Annotated in this window: 20 protein-coding genes; 12 read left to right on the top strand and 8 right to left on the bottom strand. The window is 66.6% G+C overall.

The window, feature by feature from the left end:
* The first annotated feature begins 47 nt into the window (after nucleotides 1-47).
* From guaA to IPI67_27705, 3 genes are all read left to right on the top strand, one after another.
* Nucleotides 48-1,877: a glutamine-hydrolyzing GMP synthase gene (guaA, locus tag IPI67_27715; protein MBK7583971.1), complete on the top strand. Its 1,830-nt coding sequence runs from the start codon at nucleotides 48-50 to the stop codon at nucleotides 1,875-1,877.
* Nucleotides 1,878-1,910: 33 nt separating this feature from the next.
* Nucleotides 1,911-2,711, top strand: a complete 801-nt coding sequence (locus IPI67_27710) for a hypothetical protein (protein ID MBK7583970.1) — start codon at nucleotides 1,911-1,913, stop codon at nucleotides 2,709-2,711.
* A 106-nt stretch (nucleotides 2,712-2,817) separates the two neighbouring features.
* Entirely contained in the window at nucleotides 2,818-3,708 is an 891-nt protein-coding gene (locus IPI67_27705; GenBank protein MBK7583969.1) for a M23 family metallopeptidase, read from the top strand.
* Here IPI67_27705 and IPI67_27700 read toward each other — a convergent pair.
* The 4 genes from IPI67_27700 to IPI67_27685 all read right to left on the bottom strand — a co-directional run bounded on the left by IPI67_27700 (nucleotide 3,702) and on the right by IPI67_27685 (nucleotide 6,941).
* Complete coding sequence (locus IPI67_27700) at nucleotides 3,702-4,601, bottom strand: hypothetical protein (protein MBK7583968.1); 900 nt, start codon at nucleotides 4,599-4,601, stop codon at nucleotides 3,702-3,704. The genes IPI67_27705 and IPI67_27700 overlap by 7 nt on opposite strands.
* Nucleotides 4,601-5,464 carry an FHA domain-containing protein gene (locus IPI67_27695; GenBank protein ID MBK7583967.1) on the bottom strand — a complete coding sequence of 288 codons (864 nt, stop codon included), beginning with the start codon at nucleotides 5,462-5,464 and terminating at the stop codon, nucleotides 4,601-4,603. The genes IPI67_27700 and IPI67_27695 overlap by 1 nt, the downstream gene beginning before the upstream one ends.
* Nucleotides 5,465-5,555: 91 nt before the next feature.
* Nucleotides 5,556-6,023, bottom strand: coding sequence for a serine/threonine protein kinase (locus IPI67_27690; protein ID MBK7583966.1), 468 nt, complete (start codon nucleotides 6,021-6,023; stop codon nucleotides 5,556-5,558).
* Between the two features lie 18 nt (nucleotides 6,024-6,041).
* On the bottom strand, nucleotides 6,042-6,941 hold the full coding sequence (locus IPI67_27685; GenBank protein MBK7583965.1) for a DUF4349 domain-containing protein: 900 nt from the start codon (nucleotides 6,939-6,941) through the stop codon (nucleotides 6,042-6,044).
* A 172-nt stretch (nucleotides 6,942-7,113) separates the two neighbouring features.
* Between IPI67_27685 and IPI67_27680 the strand changes: the two genes are divergently transcribed.
* From IPI67_27680 to IPI67_27670, 3 genes are all read left to right on the top strand, one after another.
* Nucleotides 7,114-7,812: a dihydroneopterin aldolase gene (locus IPI67_27680; protein ID MBK7583964.1), complete on the top strand. Its 699-nt coding sequence runs from the start codon at nucleotides 7,114-7,116 to the stop codon at nucleotides 7,810-7,812.
* Between the two features lie 206 nt (nucleotides 7,813-8,018).
* A complete protein-coding gene (locus IPI67_27675) occupies nucleotides 8,019-8,498 on the top strand; it encodes a DNA-binding protein (GenBank protein ID MBK7583963.1) in 480 nt (159 codons plus the stop codon).
* A 331-nt stretch (nucleotides 8,499-8,829) separates the two neighbouring features.
* Nucleotides 8,830-10,746: a serine/threonine protein kinase gene (locus IPI67_27670; protein MBK7583962.1), complete on the top strand. Its 1,917-nt coding sequence runs from the start codon at nucleotides 8,830-8,832 to the stop codon at nucleotides 10,744-10,746.
* 45 nt (nucleotides 10,747-10,791) lie between these two features.
* Here IPI67_27670 and IPI67_27665 read toward each other — a convergent pair whose 3' ends face one another.
* Nucleotides 10,792-11,400, bottom strand: a complete 609-nt coding sequence (locus tag IPI67_27665; GenBank protein ID MBK7583961.1) for an asparaginase — start codon at nucleotides 11,398-11,400, stop codon at nucleotides 10,792-10,794.
* Nucleotides 11,339-12,568: an SUMF1/EgtB/PvdO family nonheme iron enzyme gene (locus IPI67_27660; GenBank protein ID MBK7583960.1), complete on the bottom strand. Its 1,230-nt coding sequence runs from the start codon at nucleotides 12,566-12,568 to the stop codon at nucleotides 11,339-11,341. Before IPI67_27660 ends, IPI67_27665 begins: the two co-directional genes overlap by 62 nt.
* A 312-nt stretch (nucleotides 12,569-12,880) precedes the next feature.
* On the opposite strand from IPI67_27660, the gene IPI67_27655 reads away from it, so the two are divergent.
* The gene (locus tag IPI67_27655) at nucleotides 12,881-13,546 is read left to right on the top strand and encodes a hypothetical protein (protein MBK7583959.1); all 666 of its coding nucleotides are present in this window, start codon (nucleotides 12,881-12,883) and stop codon (nucleotides 13,544-13,546) included.
* Nucleotides 13,547-13,587: 41 nt separating this feature from the next.
* Entirely contained in the window at nucleotides 13,588-14,862 is a 1,275-nt protein-coding gene (locus tag IPI67_27650) for a c-type cytochrome (protein ID MBK7583958.1), read from the top strand.
* 19 nt (nucleotides 14,863-14,881) lie between these two features.
* Here IPI67_27650 and IPI67_27645 read toward each other — a convergent pair whose 3' ends face one another.
* Nucleotides 14,882-16,714 carry a PAS domain S-box protein gene (locus tag IPI67_27645; protein MBK7583957.1) on the bottom strand — a complete coding sequence of 611 codons (1,833 nt, stop codon included), beginning with the start codon at nucleotides 16,712-16,714 and terminating at the stop codon, nucleotides 14,882-14,884.
* A gap of 60 nt (nucleotides 16,715-16,774) precedes the next feature.
* Nucleotides 16,775-17,494, bottom strand: coding sequence for an SUMF1/EgtB/PvdO family nonheme iron enzyme (locus tag IPI67_27640; GenBank protein MBK7583956.1), 720 nt, complete (start codon nucleotides 17,492-17,494; stop codon nucleotides 16,775-16,777).
* A 434-nt stretch (nucleotides 17,495-17,928) separates the two neighbouring features.
* Between IPI67_27640 and IPI67_27635 the strand changes: the two genes are divergently transcribed.
* From IPI67_27635 to IPI67_27620, 4 genes are all read left to right on the top strand, one after another.
* A complete protein-coding gene (locus tag IPI67_27635) occupies nucleotides 17,929-19,671 on the top strand; it encodes an acyl-CoA dehydrogenase family protein (protein MBK7583955.1) in 1,743 nt (580 codons plus the stop codon).
* A 213-nt stretch (nucleotides 19,672-19,884) separates the two neighbouring features.
* A complete protein-coding gene (locus tag IPI67_27630) occupies nucleotides 19,885-20,397 on the top strand; it encodes a hypothetical protein (GenBank protein ID MBK7583954.1) in 513 nt (170 codons plus the stop codon).
* A 142-nt stretch (nucleotides 20,398-20,539) separates the two neighbouring features.
* A complete protein-coding gene (locus IPI67_27625; GenBank protein MBK7583953.1) occupies nucleotides 20,540-20,839 on the top strand; it encodes a hypothetical protein in 300 nt (99 codons plus the stop codon).
* Nucleotides 20,840-20,868: 29 nt separating this feature from the next.
* Nucleotides 20,869-21,849 carry a metallophosphoesterase gene (locus IPI67_27620; GenBank protein MBK7583952.1) on the top strand — a complete coding sequence of 327 codons (981 nt, stop codon included), beginning with the start codon at nucleotides 20,869-20,871 and terminating at the stop codon, nucleotides 21,847-21,849.
* Nucleotide 21,850 lies beyond the last annotated feature (1 nt).

The raw sequence follows: 21,850 nt of genomic DNA, 5'->3' as shown, positions 1-21,850 counted from the left end.
GTCGAGCCTAGTGCTCACTCGGCGGGTCCGTGGCATCCTCCGCCGTCATGAGCGACCTCGAACACGATCGCATCGCAGTCATCGATTTCGGCGGTCAGTACGCCCACCTGATCGCGACCAAGGTTCGACACCTGCACGTGCTCGCGGAGATCCGACAGCCGGACGACCCCATCGAGGCGTTCGCAGGGTACAAGGGCGTCATCTTGTCGGGGAGCCCGGCGCTCGCGTCGGCCGACGAGGGCGCTTTCACTCGCGAGGTCCTGGACCTGCCGGTGCCAGTTCTGGGGTTCTGCTTCGGCCACCAGGAGGTCGCCAAGCGCTACGGGGGTCAGGTCGAACACTGTCAGCGCGAGTACGGTCCGGCGCGCCTCACTCTGCTCGGCGCCTCCCCGATCTTCGCGGGGGTCCCGCCGGAGTCGACGGTCTGGATGAGCCACGGGGACACCGTCGTTGCGCTGGGTGACGGCTTCGCAGAAATCGGCACGTCGCTGGTCCCCGGCGACGAGACCCCGCATCGGAACGCCGCGATCGCCGACGACGTGCGCAAGCGATACGGGTTTCAGTTTCATCCGGAGGTGGACGACAGCGAATTCGGCGAAAAGATGCTGGAAAACTTCGCCGTCCACATCTGCGGCTGCAAGCCGACCTGGACCATGTCGCGCTACGTCGAAGAGGAGGTCGACAAGATCCGTCGGCAAGCGGGCGAACAGGGTGTCTTCTTGCTGGCATCAGGCGGTGTCGACTCGACGGTGTGCGCGAAGCTATTTGCGGAGGCGCTGGGGCCCGACCACCTGCACCTGCTACACGTCGACAACGGACTGATGCGCAAGGACGAGAGTCGCCGAGTCGTGGAGTCTTTGCGTACCCTCGGGGTGTCGAAGAACCTGCACTTCATCGACGCGACGGACGATTTCATGGCGAGCCTGGAAGGGTTGGTGGAGCCAGAGGCCAAGCGCCGAGCAATCGGCGACACATACATGCGCGTCTTCGAGCGCGAAGCCAAACGCCTTGGGCTGCAGGCCATGCTCCTGGGCCAGGGCACGATTTACCCCGACACGATCGAGACGGGGGGCACGAAGCGCGCCGATGTCATCAAGACCCACCACAACCGGGTGCCGATCATCGAGCAGATGATCCGCGAGGGGCGTGTGATTGAACCGCTCCACGAACTGTACAAATCCGAAGTGCGCGAGCTCGGAGCGAAGCTGCAGATTTCCGACGAGCTCTTGTGGCGGCATCCGTTTCCCGGTCCCGGGCTCGGCATTCGGCTCCTGTGCTCGGACGGCAGCCTGCCGCCAGGCTTCGAGGGCGCGGCGGAGAGCGACGCACTGATCCAGGAGATCTTGCGCCCTGCCGGGCTGACCGGACACCTCTTGCCGGTGCGCTCCGTCGGCGTGAAGGCGGACCTTCGCAGCTACGAGATGCCGGTCTGGATGGCCGGGGACGTCAGCTTCGAGCGGGCGACGGAGAGCGCGGCGCGGTTGTTCAAGCGGGTGCCCGGCATCAACCGTGCGGTGCTCGATCTATCGGGGCAGAAGCTCGACGGGGTGCGCCCTCGCGCGGCGACGGTGACCCGGGAGCGCCTCGATTTGCTCCAGGAAGCGGACGCCATCGTGATGGAAGCGCTGCGGCACCACGGGCAACTTCGCGTGGTTTGGCAGTGTCCAACCGTCGCGATTCCGCTCGAGGCCGGGGGACGGAGCGGTGAGTTGATCGTCGTCCGGCCAATCCACTCCGAGCGCGGCATGACCGCGAAACCCGCCGAGTTGCCGGGGGCGCTGCTCGCCGACATGCGCCGAGTGCTCGAGCTGTCGGGTGTGCTCGCATTGGGGTTGGACATCACGACCAAACCCCCCGGCACCATCGAGTGGGAGTAGGCCTTGGGGGGCGCCTCCGAGGGCGGAGCGCGCGTGACATTTCGACGCGTGCGCATTGCGGTGCTCCTGGGCATCCTCGCCATCGTTCTCACTTGGGCGTTCAACGATGCGCGCCGGCGCAAGGAGCGCACGACCTGGAAACGCTCGGTGCAGGTCGCCGTCGTGCTCCTGGAGCGCGGTCCCGTCGAACCGGCGGCCGTCGCGGAGCTCAGGTTGCGCACGCGCGCCCTCGAGTCCCACCTGGCGGCAGAGATGCAGCGCTACGGCGGAAATCCCGAGCTCCGGCCGTTCGAGTTCACGGTGTACGGACCGGTGGCGGTCCTCGGTCCGCCGCCCAGCCCCGCGGGTGACGCGCTCTCGGATCTCGCACGTCATGCCTGGGACAGCTGGCAGTATTTTCGCGACGTCGATCAGCGCGCCGGAGTCGAGTGGCGTGCGGCGGACAGTCGCATCTACCTCGTGCTCCGTCCGCCGGAGAGCGAGGCCAGAAAAAGCGTGGAGGGCCAGAGTGAGCAGGGTGGACGGGTCGGGAGCGTCGAGGTCGAGCTGGATGCATCGATGGTCGACTTCGCCTTGTTCGTTGCCACGCACGAGCTGTTTCACACACTGGGGGCCAGCGACAAGTACGACGCCGTGGGTCGGGCGCGCGTGCCCGACGGTCTCCCCGCACCGCAGCAGGTGCCGCTGTATCCACAGCTGTCCGCCGAGGTGATGGCTCGAAACGTGGCACTCGGCCCGAACACGGAGCGCCCACCGGAGACACTCGCCGAGCTCAGCGTGGGTGCGGCGACCGCTCGCGAGATCGGCTGGCTCCGCTCTGAGGGCGAACGCTGAGGCCCGGGAGCGCGCGCTTGGTGCCGGGTCCAGGTTGCAGCCCGTCGGGTGCGGGTTCGCCGCGCCAAACTGGATCTGCATCGAGCCGAGATCTAAGGTGCGCGTCGTGCAACGGCTGGTGTTCACGTTGGCTCTCGCGGCGAGCGCCTGTGTCGAGCGGGGTGCTCCGCCGCTTCGGCATCCCGCCACTTCGGAGACCCAACGAGCTCCAGTCAGCGCACCGCCGAGCGCGCCACCACAGGTGAGCCCTGCCCCGGTGGAGGCTCCGAGCTTTCACTGGGTGTTGGCCGTCGACCACGGGATCCGCGGGGACAAGGCCGGCGCCGGTGGGTTTCTCGCGCCGCGTTCTCACGGCAGCCACAATGGGCTGGATCTGCTGGCGCCGCTCGGCACCCCGGTGCTCGCTCCGTGCAGCGGAAAGGCCCGGGCTGGCCGCAACCCTTCTCACGGAAAATGGGTGCACCTGGTCTGCCCGCTGCCCGCTCAGCTCGGTCTCGGGCGTGGGCGCCACGCCTCGTTCTTTTTCGCTCACCTGAACGACACCGCCGAGCTTGGAGCGGAGTTTGGCGTAGCTCCCGCAGGTGGTGTCGTCGGCAGCGTCGGCAAGACGGGCAACGCTTCTGGCGGCGCGGTCTCCCCGCACCTGCACTTCGAAGCCATCATCCACGACACGGAAGCCAACGCGCTGGCCGAGACTCACTCTGGCCGTGATCAGAGCGAGACGGCTGCTGCGGGCGAGCTCGGCCTCGCCCTGCAACAGCGGTGTCTCGGCCCGTCGGGCCTGGAGGCGCATCACAAGTTGATCTGGCGTGCGCGTCGCATCGACCCGTTCGTGCTGCTCGTGTGCCTCGGCGCGGCGAAACCCACGTTCAAGCGTCCACCGGGCAAGCTCGGTGAGGCAAGCTACGCGTGGAGCACCGCGTACCAAGCGACGGGGTTCGACGTGGACTCGCAGGCGCTGCCCGACCGAGCGTCGGGTCAGTCCGCCGCTCAGTAGTGATAGGCCACGGTGTACGCGGTGCAGGTATTCGAAGCACCCGAATCGACGCGCACGAAGACCGTCGCGTCGTCGGACCAGCCGTTGCAATCGAGCGAGACGTTCACGGTGCCGCCAGACACCACGCAGCAACCTGGCTTCCCGCCCGGCGACGTGCTCGGCGTTCCCGACGAGCAGGTCACGGACGCGCCCGGACACTCGGCGAACAAACACAGCCGCACCTTCGCCGTCGTGGAGGCGACGGGGCCCACGAGGCATCCGGTCGTGTCCGTCCCGAAGTACGAATAATAGTCGACGTCTTTCGAGCCATCGAGCTTGCCCGAGACCGTAGAGCCGGTGCCGTCGCAGTCCGTCACCGCTTTCAAACCGGTGGCGGTCGTTTCGGTTTCGTTGGGCTCGTACCCCTGATCGATGCAGGTGCCTCGAGTATTTCCCGTGCCGCCCGTTCCGGTGCCGCCGGTGCCCCCGCTCGTCGTTCCGCCGCCGCTTGGAGCGCCGCCGCCTCCGCTCGTCGTTCCGCCGCCGCCCGGCGTGCCACCGCCGCTCGGTGCGCCGCCGCCGCTCGGTGCGCCGCCGCCGCTCGCCCCGCCGCCGCTCGGTGCGCCACCGCCACCCGGTGCGCCACCGCCGCTGGGTGCGCCGCCGCCGCTCGGTGCGCCACCGCCGCCGCCTACGGCGCCCCACTCGAAACAGTTTTGTCCGTCGTTGGAACACACGGGATGCGATTCGGGGCAGCAGCCCACGAGCGCGCCCTCAGGTGACCGGCACTCGATGGGCTGACTTCCGGAACAACTGGTGGGATCCCCAGCGTCGGTCTCGCTGGCGCACGCGCCGATCACGAGCGCGAGCCCGACGCACAACCCGGGCAGAGCGCGGGCGGCGTGTCGGAGCATCAATCCGCTCGCTTTCGCACCGCGTCCTGAGTCAGCTCATCGACGAGCTCTGCAGACTTTTCAGCGGGCGAGTTGCCGCTCGCACGCAGCGCCTTGGCGTAGGCGACGAGTCGATCGACGTCCACCGTGGTCAGCTTCTTCATGGCCGACCGCAGTCGCGAGGCCATCAGCTGCGTGCACGGGGCGCGTTGGCTCTTCAGTAGATCCACCGTGAAGTCGAACCAGCGGCTCGTTCCGCTGGCCTCTGCCAGCCTCAGAGCATAACCGACGGCGAACTCCAGAGAGTCCTGCTCCAGCGCATGCCCCAGGCTGGACTCCTGCGCCATGTCGAGGAGGGTCGTCTTGAGCAGATCTTCGGCGTCGTCGAGCCTGCCCATCTCCAGGGCGCGATCCGCGATGCTCGCCAAGATCTCCAGCGCGCGGCTCTTCTGGGTGGTCTCGGGATCGTTCGGGGGCTCGGAGATCCGGCGGGTGGTCTCCGCTTCACTGCTCGACGGCACCGGTGTGAATTCGTCTTGAGTCGAGGCAGCCTGCCGCCGTCGATTCGGGTCGCCGATCAGGACCTCCAGCTCCTCCGCCCCGGCAGTCAACCAGTCGCCGTCGAACAGGGGCTGCGACCCGGTCAGTCGCACCCCGTTCACGTACAGGCCATTCATGCTGCCGAGATCGTCGATACTCACCTGCTCGCCGTGCACGTTGAGCCGCGCGTGGCGCCTCGACACCTTGGCGTCGTCCAAAAGGATGTGGCAAGAAGCATCTCGCCCCATCAGGTACACGCCTTCGGTCAGCAGCAACTCCTGCCCTCGGTGGCGGAGCCGGACGCGCGTCAGGCTCCGCGACTCGCGGTTGTCAGCGCGACTCATGAGCAAGCCACCTTATCCCGCCGCGCCGGGGGATCCAATCCTACTGCCGGCGCGGCAGTCCGCCCGGCATTTTTCCCGGCTCTGCCGGGCCTCAGCCGACTTCTACTGCCCGGATGGCGGCGTCGACTTGTTTTTCCACCTGCCGGAAGTGGTCCTTGTCCCCGCCCGACTCCACCACCACGACACGGTCGCCGCTCACGAAGACGGTGACCCAGAGCACGTTGGGGCGACCGCCGCGCGTCGTTTCGTAACGGAACTGTTTGCCTGCGGTCCCGTTCTTGGCCTCGACCGCCTGGACCTTCGGGTTCCCGTAGCCGCGAAGCTCGAGCTCGTTCTCGATTGCCTGCGCCCAGAAGTCGAGGCCGCCCTTGGGATCGTTCTTTTCTCTGCGAACGGCGAGCACGATCCCGTTGGCGCTCGTCGCGCGGTAGCGGAAGTCGTCGTTGGTATCGAGCTCGGCAAAACCATCCGGTGTCTTGATGTCGAAGCCCTTGCTACAGCCGGTTCCGAGCAGCGTCGTGGTGAGGGCGAGGGCGATGACCAGGGTGTTGCGGTTCATTTCATTGTCTCCGGAGCTTCACAGCTCGAGTAGGCCGGCCAGGCCGACTTTCTTCAGCCACTTGACCGGCATGCGCAGCGGCCGCGCGGGCGGTGTGTGGGATTTCCCCCCGCCAGCCACGACTGGGGCCTTCTCCGGCGCGGGCGTCAACGTGAGCGTGATGAGCGAGTAGCTGGCGCGCGTCTTCAGAAACTGCATGCGCCCCTTGGCTTCGTCGATTTGCCTCACCACGTTCTCGAGCTCCTTCCCGACGCGCAGCGCCTCGTCGACATTGGTGGCGCGCACCAGAAATTGCTCCAGCCGATTGCGAACTGCCTCGAGGTTCTTCAGGCGCACTTCCAGATCGTGATACTGCTCCGACACATCCTGGGCGCTGACCGAGCGTCGGGTGACGTCTCCGAGCGCTGCAATTTCTCGGAGCGCCAGTCGAAAATGAGTGGACGGGACCCGCAGCTGCACGACCGTGTCCGTGCGCGAGACGAGGTAGCCGCCGTGGGCCTCGGCGAGGTCGATGGACTTCTCCAGCACGCCGCTCAGGTCGGATTTGTCGACCTGAACACCGAGAGCTCCTTCGTAGATGAGCAGCGGCTTGGCCAATTCGTCCAGCTTGGGTGAGTCGGTGCTTTGTTTGGCTCGTACCGGGTGGCTCGAGCCGCCTGCGGCCGGGGTGGTGGGCCGTGTCTGCGCCGCGCGCGCCGTCATCGGTGAGGGCGAAGTCGCCGCGGGCTCGGCCTGCGGGGCGGGCGCAGCTTCCATGGCGGGGCTTTGGCTCGCAGCATCGGCAGCGCGCGGCTGAGCGCCCATCTCGGCGGCGGGTGCGCCAGGGGCGAGCGCAGCTTTGGGCGGCGACGCCGCGCATCCGCTGGCGAACGCCATCAACAGCAGAATGGCCGCTGGTACACCGGAGCGTCGTGTCATCGGCCTCGGGCCGGGGGAGCATGCGGAAGTCATAGGGCCGAAACGCGGGTTCCCCCGGCCACTTACACTCGCTTTTCCTCGGACCCCTTCCTTAGCGTCGCGGGGCGTGGAAATCTGGGGGCGCTTGGCACATCGCGATGTCATCTCGATCCGCGGTCTGGAGACTGAATGCGTGGTCGGGGTCTACCCTCGCGAGCGGGGTCGACCACAGCCACTTCGCATCGACATAGAACTCTCGATCGACACGGAGGCCGCGGCAACCACGGGTCGACTGAGTCGGACGGTCGACTACGACCGGACTGCACAAGCCGTGATCTTCATCCTGCAGAGCTGCCGCTTCGGGCTGCTCGAAACCGCTGCCCACGCCCTGGCGAAGTTCCTGCTCATACCCCCAATCAGTGCTGACCGAAGTGCGCTGGTTCGAGCTGCGCGCGTCCAACTGACGAAACCCGATGCACTCATGGGGGCGGCGGTCGCGGCCCTCAGCATCGAACGCGATGCAGCTTGGGCGGCGGTGGCTCGCGAGCAGAAGCCCTTCGGCAGCATCGACCTGGTGTTTCTATCTCGCGAGGCGAGCATCGTCCGAGTGAACCTCGCTCCGCGGGGCGAGCTCGGGACTCGGGATCAGCCGGAGGCTCACGACGCCGAGCTAGCGCTCACCGCGGGCTTGGTGTGTGACGGAGTGCCCTTCCCGAGCGGCGCGAAGCGCAGCCAAGGGCGGGGCGCGCCGCGCCGCCTCCAGAATCCAACGCGCCGCTGGCAGTCCGTGCTCTCGGTCGACTCGCCCGGGACCACGAGAGCCCCGAGCGAAATCGCGGCCAATCGCCCTACGAGTGCCGTGGGCGGACTTTCCGCCGATCCCGTCGATTGACCCACGGTCGTGCCGCGCTTGCGGCACATGCCGCCAGGCTGGTGCCGTGTAGGTCCATGTCATCCATGTCCCACGTTGTCCTTCCATTCTGACCTGCGACTGCACATCGCCTATTTCCATTCGCGTTCGGTTCGGGCATTCAAGAGCGCGACTGGGGAGGATGCGTGGTGGGTCAGGTGGAACACAGCCCGAGCGACGGCCATTCCATGGCGGAGAGTTCAGCGCACGAGCGACGGGAGTCCCGGGACCGTCGGCGCTCGCGGCGCAAGCGCGCGGTCCGCGCTCGCACCTTGAGTGTGAAGCGCATGTCGCGCAACGAATCGGAGCTCGGACGCGAAATCAGAGCTAGGCTCGACGCACTCCGTCCGAAGACTCGGGGCGAATGTGAGAGTGGACCTCGGCCGTGCCCCCACGTCTCGTGCCGGCACCACCTCTACCTCGATGTCTCGCCGCGAACGGGTGCGATCAAGCTCAACTTCCCCGACCTCGAAGTCTGGGACATGCCGGTGTCCTGCGCACTGGACGTGGCCGAGAACGGAGCGACCACGCTCGAGGACGTCGGCGGGATCCTGAACCTGACGCGGGAGCGCATCCGGCAGCTCGAGCTGTCCGCCCTCGGGCGACTCGAGGCGCTGGGCGACATGCTGGCCCTGAGGGAGCTCGTCGACCCGAACTTCTGCCCCTGATTCAGGCGGGTTTGGCGGCGGGCGGGCGGGCGACAAACCCCCTGGGTCTGAGGCGTTTGGCCCCGGGCAAAGGGCCGATCGCCGGCATGGCGTCGCCGGTCTCGAAAGTGGTAAGCTTCGAGGCTCGCGCTTCCCGGCGCATGCGCTAGAGATGGCAGGCAACCAACCCCCCGGAAAGCCCCCCGGTCGAGCTGGCGGGCCGCCGCCCGTTCCCAAGCGGGCAGGGCCGCGGCCCGTTGTCGGTCGGGAGCCAGCGCCATCGGCCGCGGGTGAGTCTGGCGCCGCCCTGCCGCCGCCGCGACCCGCGGCCGGGGCGCCGCCTCCGCCCCGCATGGCTGGTGCACCGCCGCCGAAACCTGCGCGGGACGCACCTCCTCCGCGACCCGCGGCCGGCGCACCCCCTCCGCCCCGCGCCGGAAGTGCTGCCGCCGCCGCGCGCGAGCAAGAGACGTTGCTAGCACCACCGCACGCCCGGGACGTGACTCACGAGCGCGTGAAGGCCGCGGTTCCACCAAGCGGCGTCGGGATGCTCTCCGGACCGCCCTCCGGGCGCGAACCGGACAAATACATCGGGACCACCATCGACGGCCGCTACATCGTGGAGTCCATACTCGGCGAGGGTGGCATGGGCGTGGTCTACAAGTGCACGCGCAAGGTGTTCGATCGCCCAGCTGCGCTCAAGATCTTGCGCTCCGATCTGGCCAAGAACTCCGAAGTGCTCGGCCGCTTCGTGACCGAAGCCAAGGCGGCGTCGGGGATCGGCAACGCTCACATCGTCGACGTCTTCGACTTCGGAGAGGTGCCCGACGGCTCGACCTACTTCGCCATGGAGTACCTCGAAGGCGAGACGTTCGGTGCCTGCATTTCGCGGGGTCGGCTGGAGCCGGAGCGCGTCGTCGTGCTCGGTCGCCAGATCGCGGAGGGGCTTGCTGCGGCGCACGAGGAGCAGATCGTCCACCGCGACCTGAAACCCGACAACCTGTTCCTGATCCAAAAGGACGGGCAAGAGTTCGTAAAAATCTTGGATTTCGGCATCGCAAAGGTGGTCGGGATCGACAACAAGATCACGCGCGCCGGTGCGGTGTTCGGCACGCCCCACTACATGTCGCCCGAGCAGTGCCGTGGCAGCCCGGTCGACCACCGCACCGACATCTATTCACTCGGGGTCATCCTGTACGAGATGATCGTGGGACGCGTCCCGTTCGACACGGAGAACCCGCTCACGATCCTGTCGATGCACCTGAACGAGCCGCCACGTCGCTTCGCCGAAGTGGTGCCGGAGCTGGAGGTGCCTGCGGGCTTGGAGAACCTCGTGCTGAAGTGCCTGGCAAAACAGGCCCAGGAGCGCTTCGGTTCCATGACCGAGGTCGAAGTCGCGCTGGCGGCCATCGCGCGGGGCGAGAGCGTCGAGATCGACGTCCCCATCAGCGTTGCGCCTCCGGCCGATGGGCTGCCGCCAGAGCTGATGATGCCGCCCGAGCCCTCTGCGCCTGCGTTCGGTGATCGAGTCTCTGGCGTGCCTTCCGTGCGCGACATGGTTCCGCCGAGCTCCGATCCCGCTCGCAACTCCTTCGCAGGAGACGTGCGCGCTTCGCTGCCGGGAAGCCAGCGCATGTCGATTTCCGGGGCGTACCGCGCTGTCGACCCGATGGAAGAGCACCTCCGCGCGACCGCCGAGGCCGCCGAGGCCGAGCGCGATTGGGCGCGGGCGGGCGCCTCGAGGCGCTGGCCGCTCGTGGCTGGTGTGCTCGGTCTGGCCGCCCTGCTTGGCGGCGGCGTGTACGTGGCAGTGTCCCTCGAGGTTGCCACGCTCGGGGAGGCGTTCCAGCCGGCGCGGCAGCTGCTGTTTGGTCAGCACTTCGAAGCCACGACGGAAGCGGAAGGAGCGCAGACCGTCCCGGTGGCGGTGGTCTTGTCGCCCATCGACGCCCACGTCTTTCTCGACGGCAAGGATCTCGGCGGCATGCCGCTGGAGGTGCCCGTCAAGAAGGGTGGGAAGGTCGAGGTGGAGGTCAAGCGGGACGGTTACTGGACCCGCAAGGCAACTCTCGACACCGAGCAGGCGACGGTGACGATTCGCCTCGCTCCCATCCACGCTGGCAGGGCGGTCGCGGCGGCTTCCGGCCTGCCCAAGGCGGCTCTCGGCAAGCCAGGGGTCGACAAGCCGGGTCCCGACAACCCCGCCCTCCCGAAGGCCGGCATCGAGAAGGCTCCGCCGCCGGCACCGCCCGCACCCGAAGCCGAGTAAGCGGGTCCTGCCGCCGTGGCGGCGTCGGCTCTTCGCTGGCTCGACCTACTTGCGCACGAAGGTGCGGCGCGTCCGACTCTTCTCGACTCCGGGAAAGGCGAGCGCCCGTCCATGCATCACGACAAAGACGCCGGGCGGCAGAAGCCGCGCCGCGAGCAGTGACTCGGTGACGTTCTGGAGCGCGTCGGAGTCTCGAAACTCGAACGGGCGCATGGCCCCGGTGAGCACGACCGGCAGCGAGAGCTCGGGCAGGTGGTCCGTCAAGTGCGCTCCGGTTTCGGCGAGGGTGTCCGTCCCGTGGATGACGAGGATCCCATCGTGACCGGCGACGGCGTCGCGCACCGCGCTCAGGATCTCGTCCCGATTCGCGGCGGTCATGTCCAGCGAATCCTTGTTCATCACCGGCACGTGCGTGACCCGCAGCTCGGGAAGTCGCAGCTCATCGATCAGGCGGTCGAGGACCGAACGTACGTTGCGGAGCGAGCCGTCGGTCTCGTCGTAAGTCTTTTCGATCGTCCCGCCGGTCGTCAGCACGGCGACGCGAAAGAGGCCCTCGAAGCGTGAGTTTTCGGACTGCTTCACTGAAGCTCCACTACTTCTTCTTGGGTGCCGGCTTGGGCGTGCCGTCGGCCGCCCCGGACTTGTCGTTGGCATTGCTGCCGAATTCCCCGCGCTTCTCCCCGACGACCGCATCCTTCGCGTTCGGGCCGAGGAGAGTCCCGCACAGGGTCTTGCAGTTGGTGTCCTTCGCCGCGCAGCTGCATTTCCCCTGCTTCTTCAGCTCGAGTTTCTCCTTCACTTCGGCCACGGTCCAGCCGGCCAGTTTCTCCACCTTCTCGATCGACCAGCGTTCCTTGATTTGGCGCGGCGTGCGCGGGTCGGTGGCCTTCCCGTCGGCCTCGGCGCAGCAGCGGAAGCTCAGGAAGTAGTAATAGAACCCCTCGTCGTGGGTGTAGACCTTTGGGCGGCACTGGTTTCTGACACCTTCGTACCAGGGCCCACCGGTGTGCACACTGTCGTACTTTCCCCGAAAGTCGCTCTGGTTGTGGTGCTCACTGGCGACCACTTCGTCCGCATTGCCGGGCATGTCTGCCACACCGAAGTCACTGATACAGTCGGGTTGGCTGCCGCTCTTCACGCCCTTCCAGAGTCGCGCCAACTCTTTCGGGTCGCGCTGCGCGACCTTCTTCATGTCGGGGTTGTCCCACTTGTGGTCCCCGTTGCACTGAGACGAGTCGCGCGTGTACCCCTGGGGGAAAGGCTTGGTGCTCGGCCCTTCACAGGCGAAGTTCCACTCCGACTCGGTGCACATGCGTTTGCCCACCGCCGCGCACTTGAGCTGGGCCTGGTGGAAACGGTTCATCACCTCCGGGCGCTCGCCCTTTACGTTCGGCCACTCATAGGTGTCGACGCAATACCGCTTCTTGACCTTCTGCCCGACACACACGCTCTTGTCTTCGAAGCGCTCGCAGACGGTCTTCTTATTCCACTTCGCGTACCAGCTCTTCTCACACTTGTAGTCGACGTCCGTGCAGTAATCGCCGCTGACGAGCTTCATGCCGGCGGGGCAGGCATCAGTGTCGGCGGCTGTGGGAGAGCTGGCCCCACCCCCGTCCGCAGACTGCCCCGCGTCCGTAACCGCGCCGCCTTCTGACGTAACACTCGCGTCCGCGAGTGACGTAACACTCGCGTCGGGCGCCGATGTAGGTGCGCCGGGGCCAACGAGGTCGGCCGGGTCGGTCTCGGGCTCGCGCGGAGGGATGGTGGCGCAGGCGATGAAGCCACCCAGGCCGGCGGTGAGGAGCAGCGTAGCGGCGCGCATGTCGGCACCCTTTTACGGGCGACCTCCGCGGACGGGAAGGGTTTTTCCGTCCCGCCCGGCGCGTCGTACGGGAGGCCCGGACCCAAGCTTCCCGGGGCTCGGACCATCAGAGGGGGCGACCTCGGAGCGACACATCGGGTGTGGGTCGAGGGCCACGTGGCAGGTGAAAGATCCTCGCACTTCGGCCGTTCCAAGGTTGGTCCGACAATTGCTGAGGAACCTTCTCAGATTCGGACGGTCACAGTTCAACGGCAGGGCGCGATGATCGCGGTCGGCCACGGTCGGCAGGAAAGGTTCAGGAGGAACAGGGTCATGAAGAAGTTTGGCGCGATGGTGATGGTGGCGGTTTCGGCGTTCGCGGTGGTTGGCTCGGTGGCAAGTGATGCCAAGGCCTGCGGCGGCGAGTGGGTTCCTGCGGTCGAGATCGACCACCGCCCGGAGGGCATTGCCCGCGCAGAGAAGGCGCTCAAGAAGGGCGAGCACGCCCAGGCGGCGGCGATGGTCGTCCGCATGATGCCCCACGTCAAAGACCTCAAGGCGAAGAAGGATGGCACGTTGGTCGCTCGGGCCCAGCGCATCCTGGCGCTCGCGGTGGCTCGCAACAACGGCGCCTTGCCCATCGGCAAAGAGATCCCCGGCTACATCCAGGGCACGTGGATTGGCAAGACCAGCAAAGACAAAGCCGCCAATCTCGAGTGGTCGGTCGCTGCACTTCGCAAACTGAACGACATCAAGAAGGACGACGCGGCGGTCCAGAGCGATCTCGCCGAAGCACTGGCGAAGGTGGAGAGCCACCGCGCGGAGGCGAAGGAGATCTTGGAGAAGCTGGCGACGAAAGACCTGGTCTCTTCACCCGAGGCGTATGCCGCCCTGGCCGACCTCCGCAGTCAGGCGGGCGACAGTGCTGGACAGAAGTTGGCGCTGAAGCGCTGTGAGTCCATGGCAAAGACCGCGAATGTTTGCCGCGCTTCGGCCTGACAGTTGAAGCTCTGAGCGAGCGAGAGTTGACTCGGAGGCCCATGACCCGCTTCCTGTCGCTCTCGCTCGTTTGCTTTTTGGGGTTTGGTGCACCGGGCTGCAAGAAGCCCCAGAGTGGCCCGAGCCCGGAGGGGTCAGCCAGTCCGCGCGCTTCGACCTCCGCCGAGGTCACACCTGCCAGCGCCGTGAAGGCGGCGTTCCTGCCCGGCGATGCCGAGCGCGGCAAGCTGCTCGCCGAGAAGTTCGAGTGCAGCCGCTGCCACGATGGCACGAAGCTCGCGGGGTCTCCGCTGGAGAAGCACTGCGTGACCTGTCATCAGGAGATCTGGACCGACAAGTTCAAAGCCCCTCCGGACAAACTCGCCAAGTGGAAGAAGACGGTGGTTCACTACCTGAACGCGCCGAACCTCGAGAGCGCAGCCGAGCACCTCGATCCCGCGTTCATCCAGGCGTTCCTCCTGAAGCCCCACAAAATCAGGCCGAACATGGTCTCGAGCATGCCGCGGCTGAGGATCACCGCGCAAGAGGCCGCGGACGTGGCTGCTTACCTGACTCACAGCGGAAAACCAGCAACGGATCCGGTGAGTGGGAACGCGGAGCTGGGGCGCACCCTGGTCGAGAACCGCGCGTGCGGGACCTGTCATCAATTCTCCGGCGTCCCCGAGCTGCCAGTGAAGCCGACGCTCACCACACCCTGGCAAAAAGGCAACGACGCCATCGAGCTCGCCCCCGACCTTCGCTACACGCGGGACCGGATGTCGTTCACCAAGCTCACTCGCTGGCTGCTCGACCCGGCACAGGTCAAGCCGGGCACGCTGATGCCGAAGCTGGGCTTCACTGAGGCGGAGGCTAAGGACGTCGCGGCCTACCTGCTCAGTGCCAAGCTCGAGCCGGTCGCCAGGAAACCCGTGCCAGCGCGCCTGCCCGTGCTCGAGCGGAAGGTGACGTTCGAGGAGGTCGAGAAGGTCGTCTTGCTCAAGACCTGCCGCCACTGCCACACGAATCCCGACATCGCCCGGGGCGACGGGGGCCCGGGAATGACCGGCGGTTTTGGCTTCGTGCCGCGCAAGCTGGATTTCTCGACCTACGAGAGCACCAACGGGGGGCTCCTGGATCTGAAGGGCGAACGCATGAGTGTCTTCACGAAGACCAAGGACGGCACGCCGCTCCTCGTGGCGTCACTGATTGCTCGCCAGAAGGAGGAGAGCGGAGATATCGACCCCGAGGCGCGCGGCATGCCGCTCGGTTTGCCGGCGCTGTCCGCCGAAGCGGTTCAGCTGGTCGAGAGCTGGGTTGCCCAAGGGCGTCCGCAGTAACGCGGCCCGCCGCGTCGAGTCAGCGCTGGGCTTCTTCCAGGGCGTGGGAGAGTGTCGAGGCACTGAAGGGTTTCACCACCCGAGGGGAGCTGACCTCCGCCAGGAAACGTGCCGCCCGCTCGGTCAGGACCCCGCCCGTGAGGAAGACGAAACGTCGACACAGCTCGGGGCGCTCCGCGGCGATGCACTGGTAGAGCTCGACGCTGGCCAGATCCTCGCGCATCAAATCACACAAGATCACGTCGACCGCCGCGCCGTCGGTCAGTGCGGTTTCGGCCGCCGCCCGATCCCCGACTGCGATCACGTCGTACCGCTCCGATAACATGGCGCACAACGACGCCGCCTCTTCCGCGTCATCCTCCAGGATGAGGACTCGGCGTCGCGCGTCGGCCTGGGACTCGCCTGGAGCGGACGCGGGCAGGCGGACGCGGAACGTCGTCCCGACGCCGGGTGACGACTCCACGCTGATTTCTCCGCCGAGCTGGCTGATGATGCCGTGGCAGATCGAGAGACCGAGCCCCGTGCCGATGCCGACTGGTTTGGTCGTGAAGAACGGATCGAAGACGCGCTCCGCGACCTCGGGCGGCATGCCTGGCCCGTTGTCGGCGACCTCCACCAACACTCCGTCGCCATCCGGGCGTGCGCGGACCAAGACCGTCTTATCGCCCGGTCCGCCTTCCGGCATCGCCTGCAGTGCGTTGAGCACGAGATTCAAGAACACCTGCTCGAGACGTCCGCTCTCGCCCCGCACCGCCGGCACATTCTCGCAATCGATGCTGAGAGCGGCGCGGTGTTTGTGCTCCGAGACGGTGATCCGCTCGACGAAGGCGAAAACCTCCCGCAGGTCCACTGCGGCGCGCGGCTGGTCCGCCGAACGCGAAAAGGTCCTGAGGTCGCGCACGATGCGCGTGACGCGATCGGCTCCGCCCCGGAGCTCCACCAGCTGTGCCACAGCCTCCTGCCTCAGCTCAGCCGGTAGTCGGTCGAGCCAGCGCTCCAGCGCGTCCAGTCGTAGGTAGAAGAAGGTCAGCGGGTTGTTGATCTCGTGCGCCACGCCGGCGGCCAGCGTTCCGAGCGCGATCAGCCGATCCGCCTGAGCTAGCTGGGCTTCCATGCGCGTGCGATCGGTCACGTCGCGGGCGAACCCCAGCACGGCCGGACGTCCCGCGTGCCGAGTGGGGATGGACGTGACCTCCACCCTGACCCGTCCGCCGTTGCCCCTGATGCAAGTGTATACGTACGGCGGGAAGCGCGTGCCGTCGGTGAGCATCTTGCGAATGCGCTGACCCATCAGCGCGACGTCCCCGGCTTCGAATAGCTGATCGAGCGTACGCTCAGTCAGGTCTTTGACGGAGTCGAAGCCGAAGATGGCCGCGGCTCGAGCGTTCGCGTAGACAAAACGTCCATCTTGAATGATGCCCACCCCGTCGGGCGCGGTCTCGATCAACTCTCGAAAGCGAGCCTCGGATTGTTCCAGCTCCGCTTCGGTGCGATGCCGCTTGCTGAGCTCGGAGATGAAGGTGACGGCGGCGGTCCGTCCGTCCAGGTCCAGCGAGCTGAATGCGATCTCGACCGGCACTCGCGTGCCAGCTCTCTGTTCGAGCACCGCCTCCCACTTGTTCTGGCTGCGACTGCGCTCCAGCCAGTCCTCGTGCAAACGAGAAACGTGTCGTCTGAGCTCCACGCTCCCGCTGCCGCCCGCATCGGCCGGCGGGTAACCCATGATCTCGGCGGCGCGCTCGCTCACGAACACACTCGACTCGCCGGCGTCGCCTGGCACGATCACCACCACGCCGAGGCCCGCGATCTCTGCCGCACGGATGACGGCGCTCGCGATACGCGGATCCTGCATGCGGAAGGCCCGAGTATGCCGGAAGTCGCCGCGCGCGGCGGCCAAAACAGCGGGCTCTGCTCAGCCGCCGTCGCCGGGGGTGCCCGCAGCTTCGGTGCAGCAGCGAAAGCCGGCCTCGTAGCCGTAGTCGAACTCCTTGTGGAACGTCACGGTAGGTCGGCACCGGCTGCGAACCGGCCCCCACCAGCCGCCCTTCAATCCGCTGCGATTGGGATGTTTCTCGCCCGGTATTTCGACCCACTCGTTCACGTTCCCGTTCAGATCCACGACGCCCGCCCAGGAGAGACAGGTGAGGCGCGAGCCGATGGCGTGGCGCTGATCCAAACGCTTCATCTCGGAGCTGCAAAACTCGTTGTCTGCGCACTTGTCGTAGGTCGGGAGCTGGCGGGACTGATCCGGCTGGACGTAGGGTTTGTCGATGTTGCACTTCGCCGCGTCGCGGACGAAGCCGTAGACGTAAGGCAAGAGGTCCGGCCCTTCGCACGCGAAGTTGAACTCGTCTTCAGTGCACAGGCGTTTGTTGGCCTTCTCGCACAGGGCTCTGGCCTCGAGCCAAGAAGTCAGAACCCGCGGCATTTCACCGGCCTTGTTGGGCCACTCGTAGCGGTCCACGCAGAACGACAGGTGCTTGCGCTCCTTGGAAAAGCACTTGGACGGGCTCTTGTATTCGAGGCAACGCTCCGAGACGTTCTTGTCGCCCTTTCCAGAGTTGTACTCGGGGTGGTGGACGATGCAGTCTTGGATCACGGCTGGGCAATACTCGCCCTCGACGCGGACCATGCCGTCGGGGCAGCCGTCGGTGCGCGCTGGCGGCGAGGCGGAGGCTCCTGCTCCTCTGTCGGCCGCCGCAGGAGCTGCACTCGGCGCCGAGGTGGCCGGCACGGCCGAGGCGCTGGCAGGCGATTCAGCGTCAGGCGGGCCGGCATCGGCTGCAGCACTCGCGTGGCCAGTCGACTTGCAACGCACGGCGCCGAGGCAAAGCAGCATTGCGCCTGCAATGCCTGCGCGTCGGAGGGGCGGGTGCTTGGGCATCTCGCGCCGCACTTTATGCGGACGTCGGCGCGAGGCAACCCTGCCGTCAGCAAGTCCGCGCTGCCAGTGTACGCGGGGCCTTCGCTGGGGCGAGCCCCGGACCTCTTCGGGAGCCCGAGGCTGACATCGAGTGCGCGACGGTCGCGGGCGGCGCCGCGCCGCGTTCGTGGTATTCGATCGGCATGGTCGATACCAGCGTCAGCTTCATGCGGTCCTTGTGTATGGGCAACATCGAAGAGCAGGTTCTGATTCCCTATCCGAGCATGGCGGCGGAGCAGAAGGAGACCCTGCACGGCGTCATCGAGTCCGTCGGTCGATTGCTCGGGTCTCACACCGAAGACTTTCGCAAGTGGGACCGCGCCGGAGAGATGCCGAGCGAGTTCGTGGAAGAGCTGAGGCAGTTCGGGCTCTTCGGTCTGGTGATCCCCGAGGAGTTCGGTGGGCTCGGGTTCAAGAGCGCGGCTTATGCGCGCACGCTGCAAGAGATTGCCAAGCACGATGCGTCCGTTGCCGTGACGATCGGCGCCCACAGCTCCATCGGCATGCGCGGGCTCTTGCTGTTCGGAACGGACGAACAGAAGGCTCGCTTTCTACCCAAGCTCGCCACCGGCGAGATGATCGCGGCGTTTTGCCTGACCGAGGCTGGCGCCGGTTCGGACGCCGGCGCGCTGAAGACGCGGGCCGAACGTGACGGCGACGACTGGGTTCTGAACGGCAACAAACTCTGGATCACGAACGGAGGAATGGCGCAGTTCTTCACGGTCTTCGCCCGCACGGGTGATCTGGGGGGCAAACCGCACATCACCGCCTTCATCGTGACCAAGGACATGCCCGGCGTCAGCATCGGCCCCCACGAGGACAAGATGGGGCTCCGCGCCAGCTCGACCACCACCGTCAATTTCGACAACGTGCGTGTGCCCGCGACGAACATGCTGGGCGAGGAGAACAAGGGCTTCAAGGTGGCGATGGCCATCTTGAACAACGGCCGAACGGGGCTCGGAGGAGGCGCCATCGGCGCGATCAAACGCCTGATCGAACAGTCGACGAAGTACGCCAACGAGCGCACGACCTTCGGCAAACCCATCAGCGAGTACGGGATGATCAAGCTGAAGGTCGGCCAGATGGTCGTCGACTGTTACGCCACCGAGGCAGTGGTCGATACGGTGGCGGCCCTGATTGACAACGGCTACGACGACTATGCGGTGGAGGCGGCCATCAGCAAGGTGTTTGCCAGCGAAGCTCTCTGGCATTCGGCCGACGAGGCGCTGCAAATTGCAGGTGGAAACGGCTACATGTGCGAGTACCCATACGAACGCATGTTGCGAGACGCGCGCATCAACCGCATCTTCGAGGGCACCAACGAGATCCTTCGCCTGTTCATCGCGCTGACCGCCATGAACGACGTCGGCAGTCAGCTAAAGGAACTCTCCTCCAGCGTCCGCGGTATCTTCGACGACCCGATCAAGGGTTTCGGTGTGATGCGCCAGTACGCGCTGAAGCAGGCCAGTCTCGTCACCGGGATCCGGCGCGCCCGCAGTCGCTTCACCCTCGTCAGCCCGGAGTTGCACGAAGCGACCACGGCGTTCGAGGAGCTCACCCGGCATCTTGCTGCGGCGGTCGACCGTATCTTGCGCAAACACGGGCGCAACATCATCGGCAAACAGCTGGCCTCGCGGCGGCTGGCAAACATCATGATCGACATGTTCGTGCTCGCGTGTGTCATCGCGCGTGTGAACGCATCACTCGCGAGTCTTGGCCCCGAGAAGGCGCAGAACGAGGTGGACATCCTGAAGGTCTTCTCCGGGCAGGTGCAGCGTCGCGTCAAACACGCCTTCGGGTTGATTGACATCAACGACGACGAGCTGATCAAGGGCGTCGCGGAGCACGCCTTCAAGGCCGAAAAGTTCAGCTGGGACAACATCTAATTCGCGTGCCGCGCCGGCTCCCGGAGCCGCCATCCGGAGCCCGTTCAGGCCAGACGTCCGGGGCACGCTGCCCCCGGCGGGGCCGAAATCCGGTCGGACCTCGAATGTTTGCGGGAAAATCCCGGGGCCTCGCGTGCCTGTGGCGACCGGGTCCGGAGATCGCTCGCTCGGACCTGGACCGACCGGGCTCCCGCACGTACTCTTCATCAGCCCATGGCCGCACCCACCAATCCAAAAGTTGATCAGGCGCCGCTCGACGTCATCCCGATGAAGAAGTCGAACCCGATGCTCATGGTCGGGATCATCGGCGGCGTGTTGTTGGTCGGCGGAGCCGTCGCCTTCAGCTCGATGAAGAGCAAGCCCAAGAAGGACGCCAACGCCGTGGCGGCCAGTGCCGAGGCGGATCCTTTCGCTGGAATGTCGGCGGAAGACCGCAAGCGCCACATCGAGATCACTCGCAAGAGTCTGGCGAGCGTCGCGGCTCAAGAAGCCGAGGAAGCGGCCAAGAAGAAGGCCGCTGAAGCAGCCAAGGCGGCGGAAGAGGCCGCCAAACCGAGCGGAGGCCCCGCCCCCGCGGCGGGTGGTGGTGAACCCACGACCGTAGCGGCGAAGGCTCCTGCCGGAGACGACCCGCCGAAGAAGAAGGCGCCGACTACGGTCGAGAAGAAGAAGATGGACGACCTGGACAAGTTGGGGTCAGACATCAGCGGCAAGCTCGGCAAGTAGCTTCTGATGGCAGTCGCCATCAAGTGCAGCCTGACGCCATCGATCCAGACCACTTCGCGCTCCCGGCGCCCACGTATCTGCTTGAAATCTGACCGGCCGCTGTGCTGACCGGGCTGGCACAGGGAGTGCACAGTCTGGCGTCATGCGCCTCGGGTTGGTCATCTTGGGAGCGATTCTCGTCACGGGCGTTGCACGGCCCGCTGCCGCGGAGGAGAGCGTTGCCACTCTGTGGGAGCGCCCGGCGCTGAAGGTCAAGTTGCTCGAAGGCTGGCGGGGGCAGAGCGCCGGGGTCGCTCTGAAGAAGACGGATACGCCGCGGCAAGAGTCGACGACCCCCGAACCGGGAGAAGCGCTGAGTCTCGCTGTCGAGCGGATGTGGTCGCAGGTTCGTGCGTTTCGACGACCCGGCGGTGGCGAGCTGATCGTCCGCGGGCGCTTCTGAGCCTTCCCTTCCGGGCCTCCCGTCGTAGGATGGGGGTCTTGCCGCGCGTCAACCTGCACCGAAGTGTGGCTCCTGAGGGTCGCGCCGCCGAGCCGCTCACTGCGCGGGCTGAGAAACTCGCCTCGCAGTTTCGGGTGCGCCGATACGCTGGCCCGAGCGCCCATGTCGGTGTGCTCTCGCACCTGCGCATCGCCCATCTGACGGATCTGCACGTGGGCCGGGTCACACCCGAGGCGGTCCAGGAAACGGCGGTCGAGCTCACCAACCGCGAGCGGCCCGACGTGGTCGTGATCACGGGTGACTTCGTGTGTCACAGTCAACTCTACCTCGATCAGCTCTCGTGGATCGTGTCGAGCTTCGAGGCTCCCGTCGTGTGTGTGCTGGGCAATCACGACTACTGGGCTGGTGCGGACGAGGTGCGCCATGCGCTCCGGCGCGGCGGCGCCGAGATCCTGTCCAACCAACACACGGTGCTGACGTTCCGCGGTCAGCGACTGCAGCTCGTTGGGCTGGATGACGCCTATACGGGTCACGCATCGATCGAGGATGCCGTGCGAGGCCTCGCTCCTGGACTGCCGACCCTGGGGCTCTCCCACATCGCCGAGGAAGCCGACGCGCTCTGGGCGCACGGTGTTCCGCTGGTGCTCTCCGGTCATACCCACGCCGGTCAGGTCACGTTGGCGCGGCTGCACGAGATCGCCATCGGGCGGCTGGCCGGACATCGTTACGTGCACGGACTGTACGGTGCACGGCGCGGTGACGGCGGTGCCTCGGGTGCGGTGTACGTCGGGGCGGGGGTTGGCGCGTCCGTGATGCCGATCCGGATCGGCGAACGAGGCCGGCGCGAACTGACCGTGTTCGAGCTAGGACACGAACCCGGGAGCTTCGAGGAGCCGCTCGCAGAACAACCACCAGGGCCCGGACGCGCTCCGACGCCCAAACAACGCTATGCCCGTGCGGCCGCCGTGGTGGCGAAGGAGCAACGGCGCCGGCGGCGCCGGCCCAGCTGAG

It is taken from the genome of Myxococcales bacterium (assembly GCA_016706225.1).
Classification (GTDB): Bacteria; Myxococcota_A; Polyangia; order Polyangiales; family Polyangiaceae; genus JADJKB01.
Note: the sequence above shows the minus strand (reverse complement) of the source record. Positions and strands in the feature narration are given on the sequence as shown.

What these genes read in the sequence shown, in the direction of transcription:
- IPI67_27695 (MBK7583967.1), bottom strand. Translation starts at nt 5,464, where the DNA reads ATGAGTCGCGCTGACAACCGCGAGTCGCGGAGCCTGACGCGCGTCCGG.
- IPI67_27650 (MBK7583958.1), top strand. Translation starts at nt 13,588, where the DNA reads ATGACCCGCTTCCTGTCGCTCTCGCTCGTTTGCTTTTTGGGGTTTGGT.
- IPI67_27625 (MBK7583953.1), top strand. Translation starts at nt 20,540, where the DNA reads ATGCGCCTCGGGTTGGTCATCTTGGGAGCGATTCTCGTCACGGGCGTT.
- IPI67_27645 (MBK7583957.1), bottom strand. Translation starts at nt 16,714, where the DNA reads ATGCAGGATCCGCGTATCGCGAGCGCCGTCATCCGTGCGGCAGAGATC.
- IPI67_27660 (MBK7583960.1), bottom strand. Translation starts at nt 12,568, where the DNA reads ATGCGCGCCGCTACGCTGCTCCTCACCGCCGGCCTGGGTGGCTTCATC.
- IPI67_27665 (MBK7583961.1), bottom strand. Translation starts at nt 11,400, where the DNA reads ATGCCAACGACAAGTCCGGGGCGGCCGACGGCACGCCCAAGCCGGCAC.
- IPI67_27635 (MBK7583955.1), top strand. Translation starts at nt 17,929, where the DNA reads ATGGTCGATACCAGCGTCAGCTTCATGCGGTCCTTGTGTATGGGCAAC.
- IPI67_27630 (MBK7583954.1), top strand. Translation starts at nt 19,885, where the DNA reads ATGGCCGCACCCACCAATCCAAAAGTTGATCAGGCGCCGCTCGACGTC.
- IPI67_27655 (MBK7583959.1), top strand. Translation starts at nt 12,881, where the DNA reads ATGAAGAAGTTTGGCGCGATGGTGATGGTGGCGGTTTCGGCGTTCGCG.
- IPI67_27685 (MBK7583965.1), bottom strand. Translation starts at nt 6,941, where the DNA reads ATGACACGACGCTCCGGTGTACCAGCGGCCATTCTGCTGTTGATGGCG.
- IPI67_27690 (MBK7583966.1), bottom strand. Translation starts at nt 6,023, where the DNA reads ATGAACCGCAACACCCTGGTCATCGCCCTCGCCCTCACCACGACGCTG.
- IPI67_27640 (MBK7583956.1), bottom strand. Translation starts at nt 17,494, where the DNA reads ATGGTCCGCGTCGAGGGCGAGTATTGCCCAGCCGTGATCCAAGACTGC.
- guaA (MBK7583971.1), top strand. Translation starts at nt 48, where the DNA reads ATGAGCGACCTCGAACACGATCGCATCGCAGTCATCGATTTCGGCGGT.
- IPI67_27620 (MBK7583952.1), top strand. Translation starts at nt 20,869, where the DNA reads ATGGGGGTCTTGCCGCGCGTCAACCTGCACCGAAGTGTGGCTCCTGAG.
- IPI67_27700 (MBK7583968.1), bottom strand. Translation starts at nt 4,601, where the DNA reads ATGCTCCGACACGCCGCCCGCGCTCTGCCCGGGTTGTGCGTCGGGCTC.
- IPI67_27670 (MBK7583962.1), top strand. Translation starts at nt 8,830, where the DNA reads ATGGCTGGTGCACCGCCGCCGAAACCTGCGCGGGACGCACCTCCTCCG.
- IPI67_27675 (MBK7583963.1), top strand. Translation starts at nt 8,019, where the DNA reads ATGGCGGAGAGTTCAGCGCACGAGCGACGGGAGTCCCGGGACCGTCGG.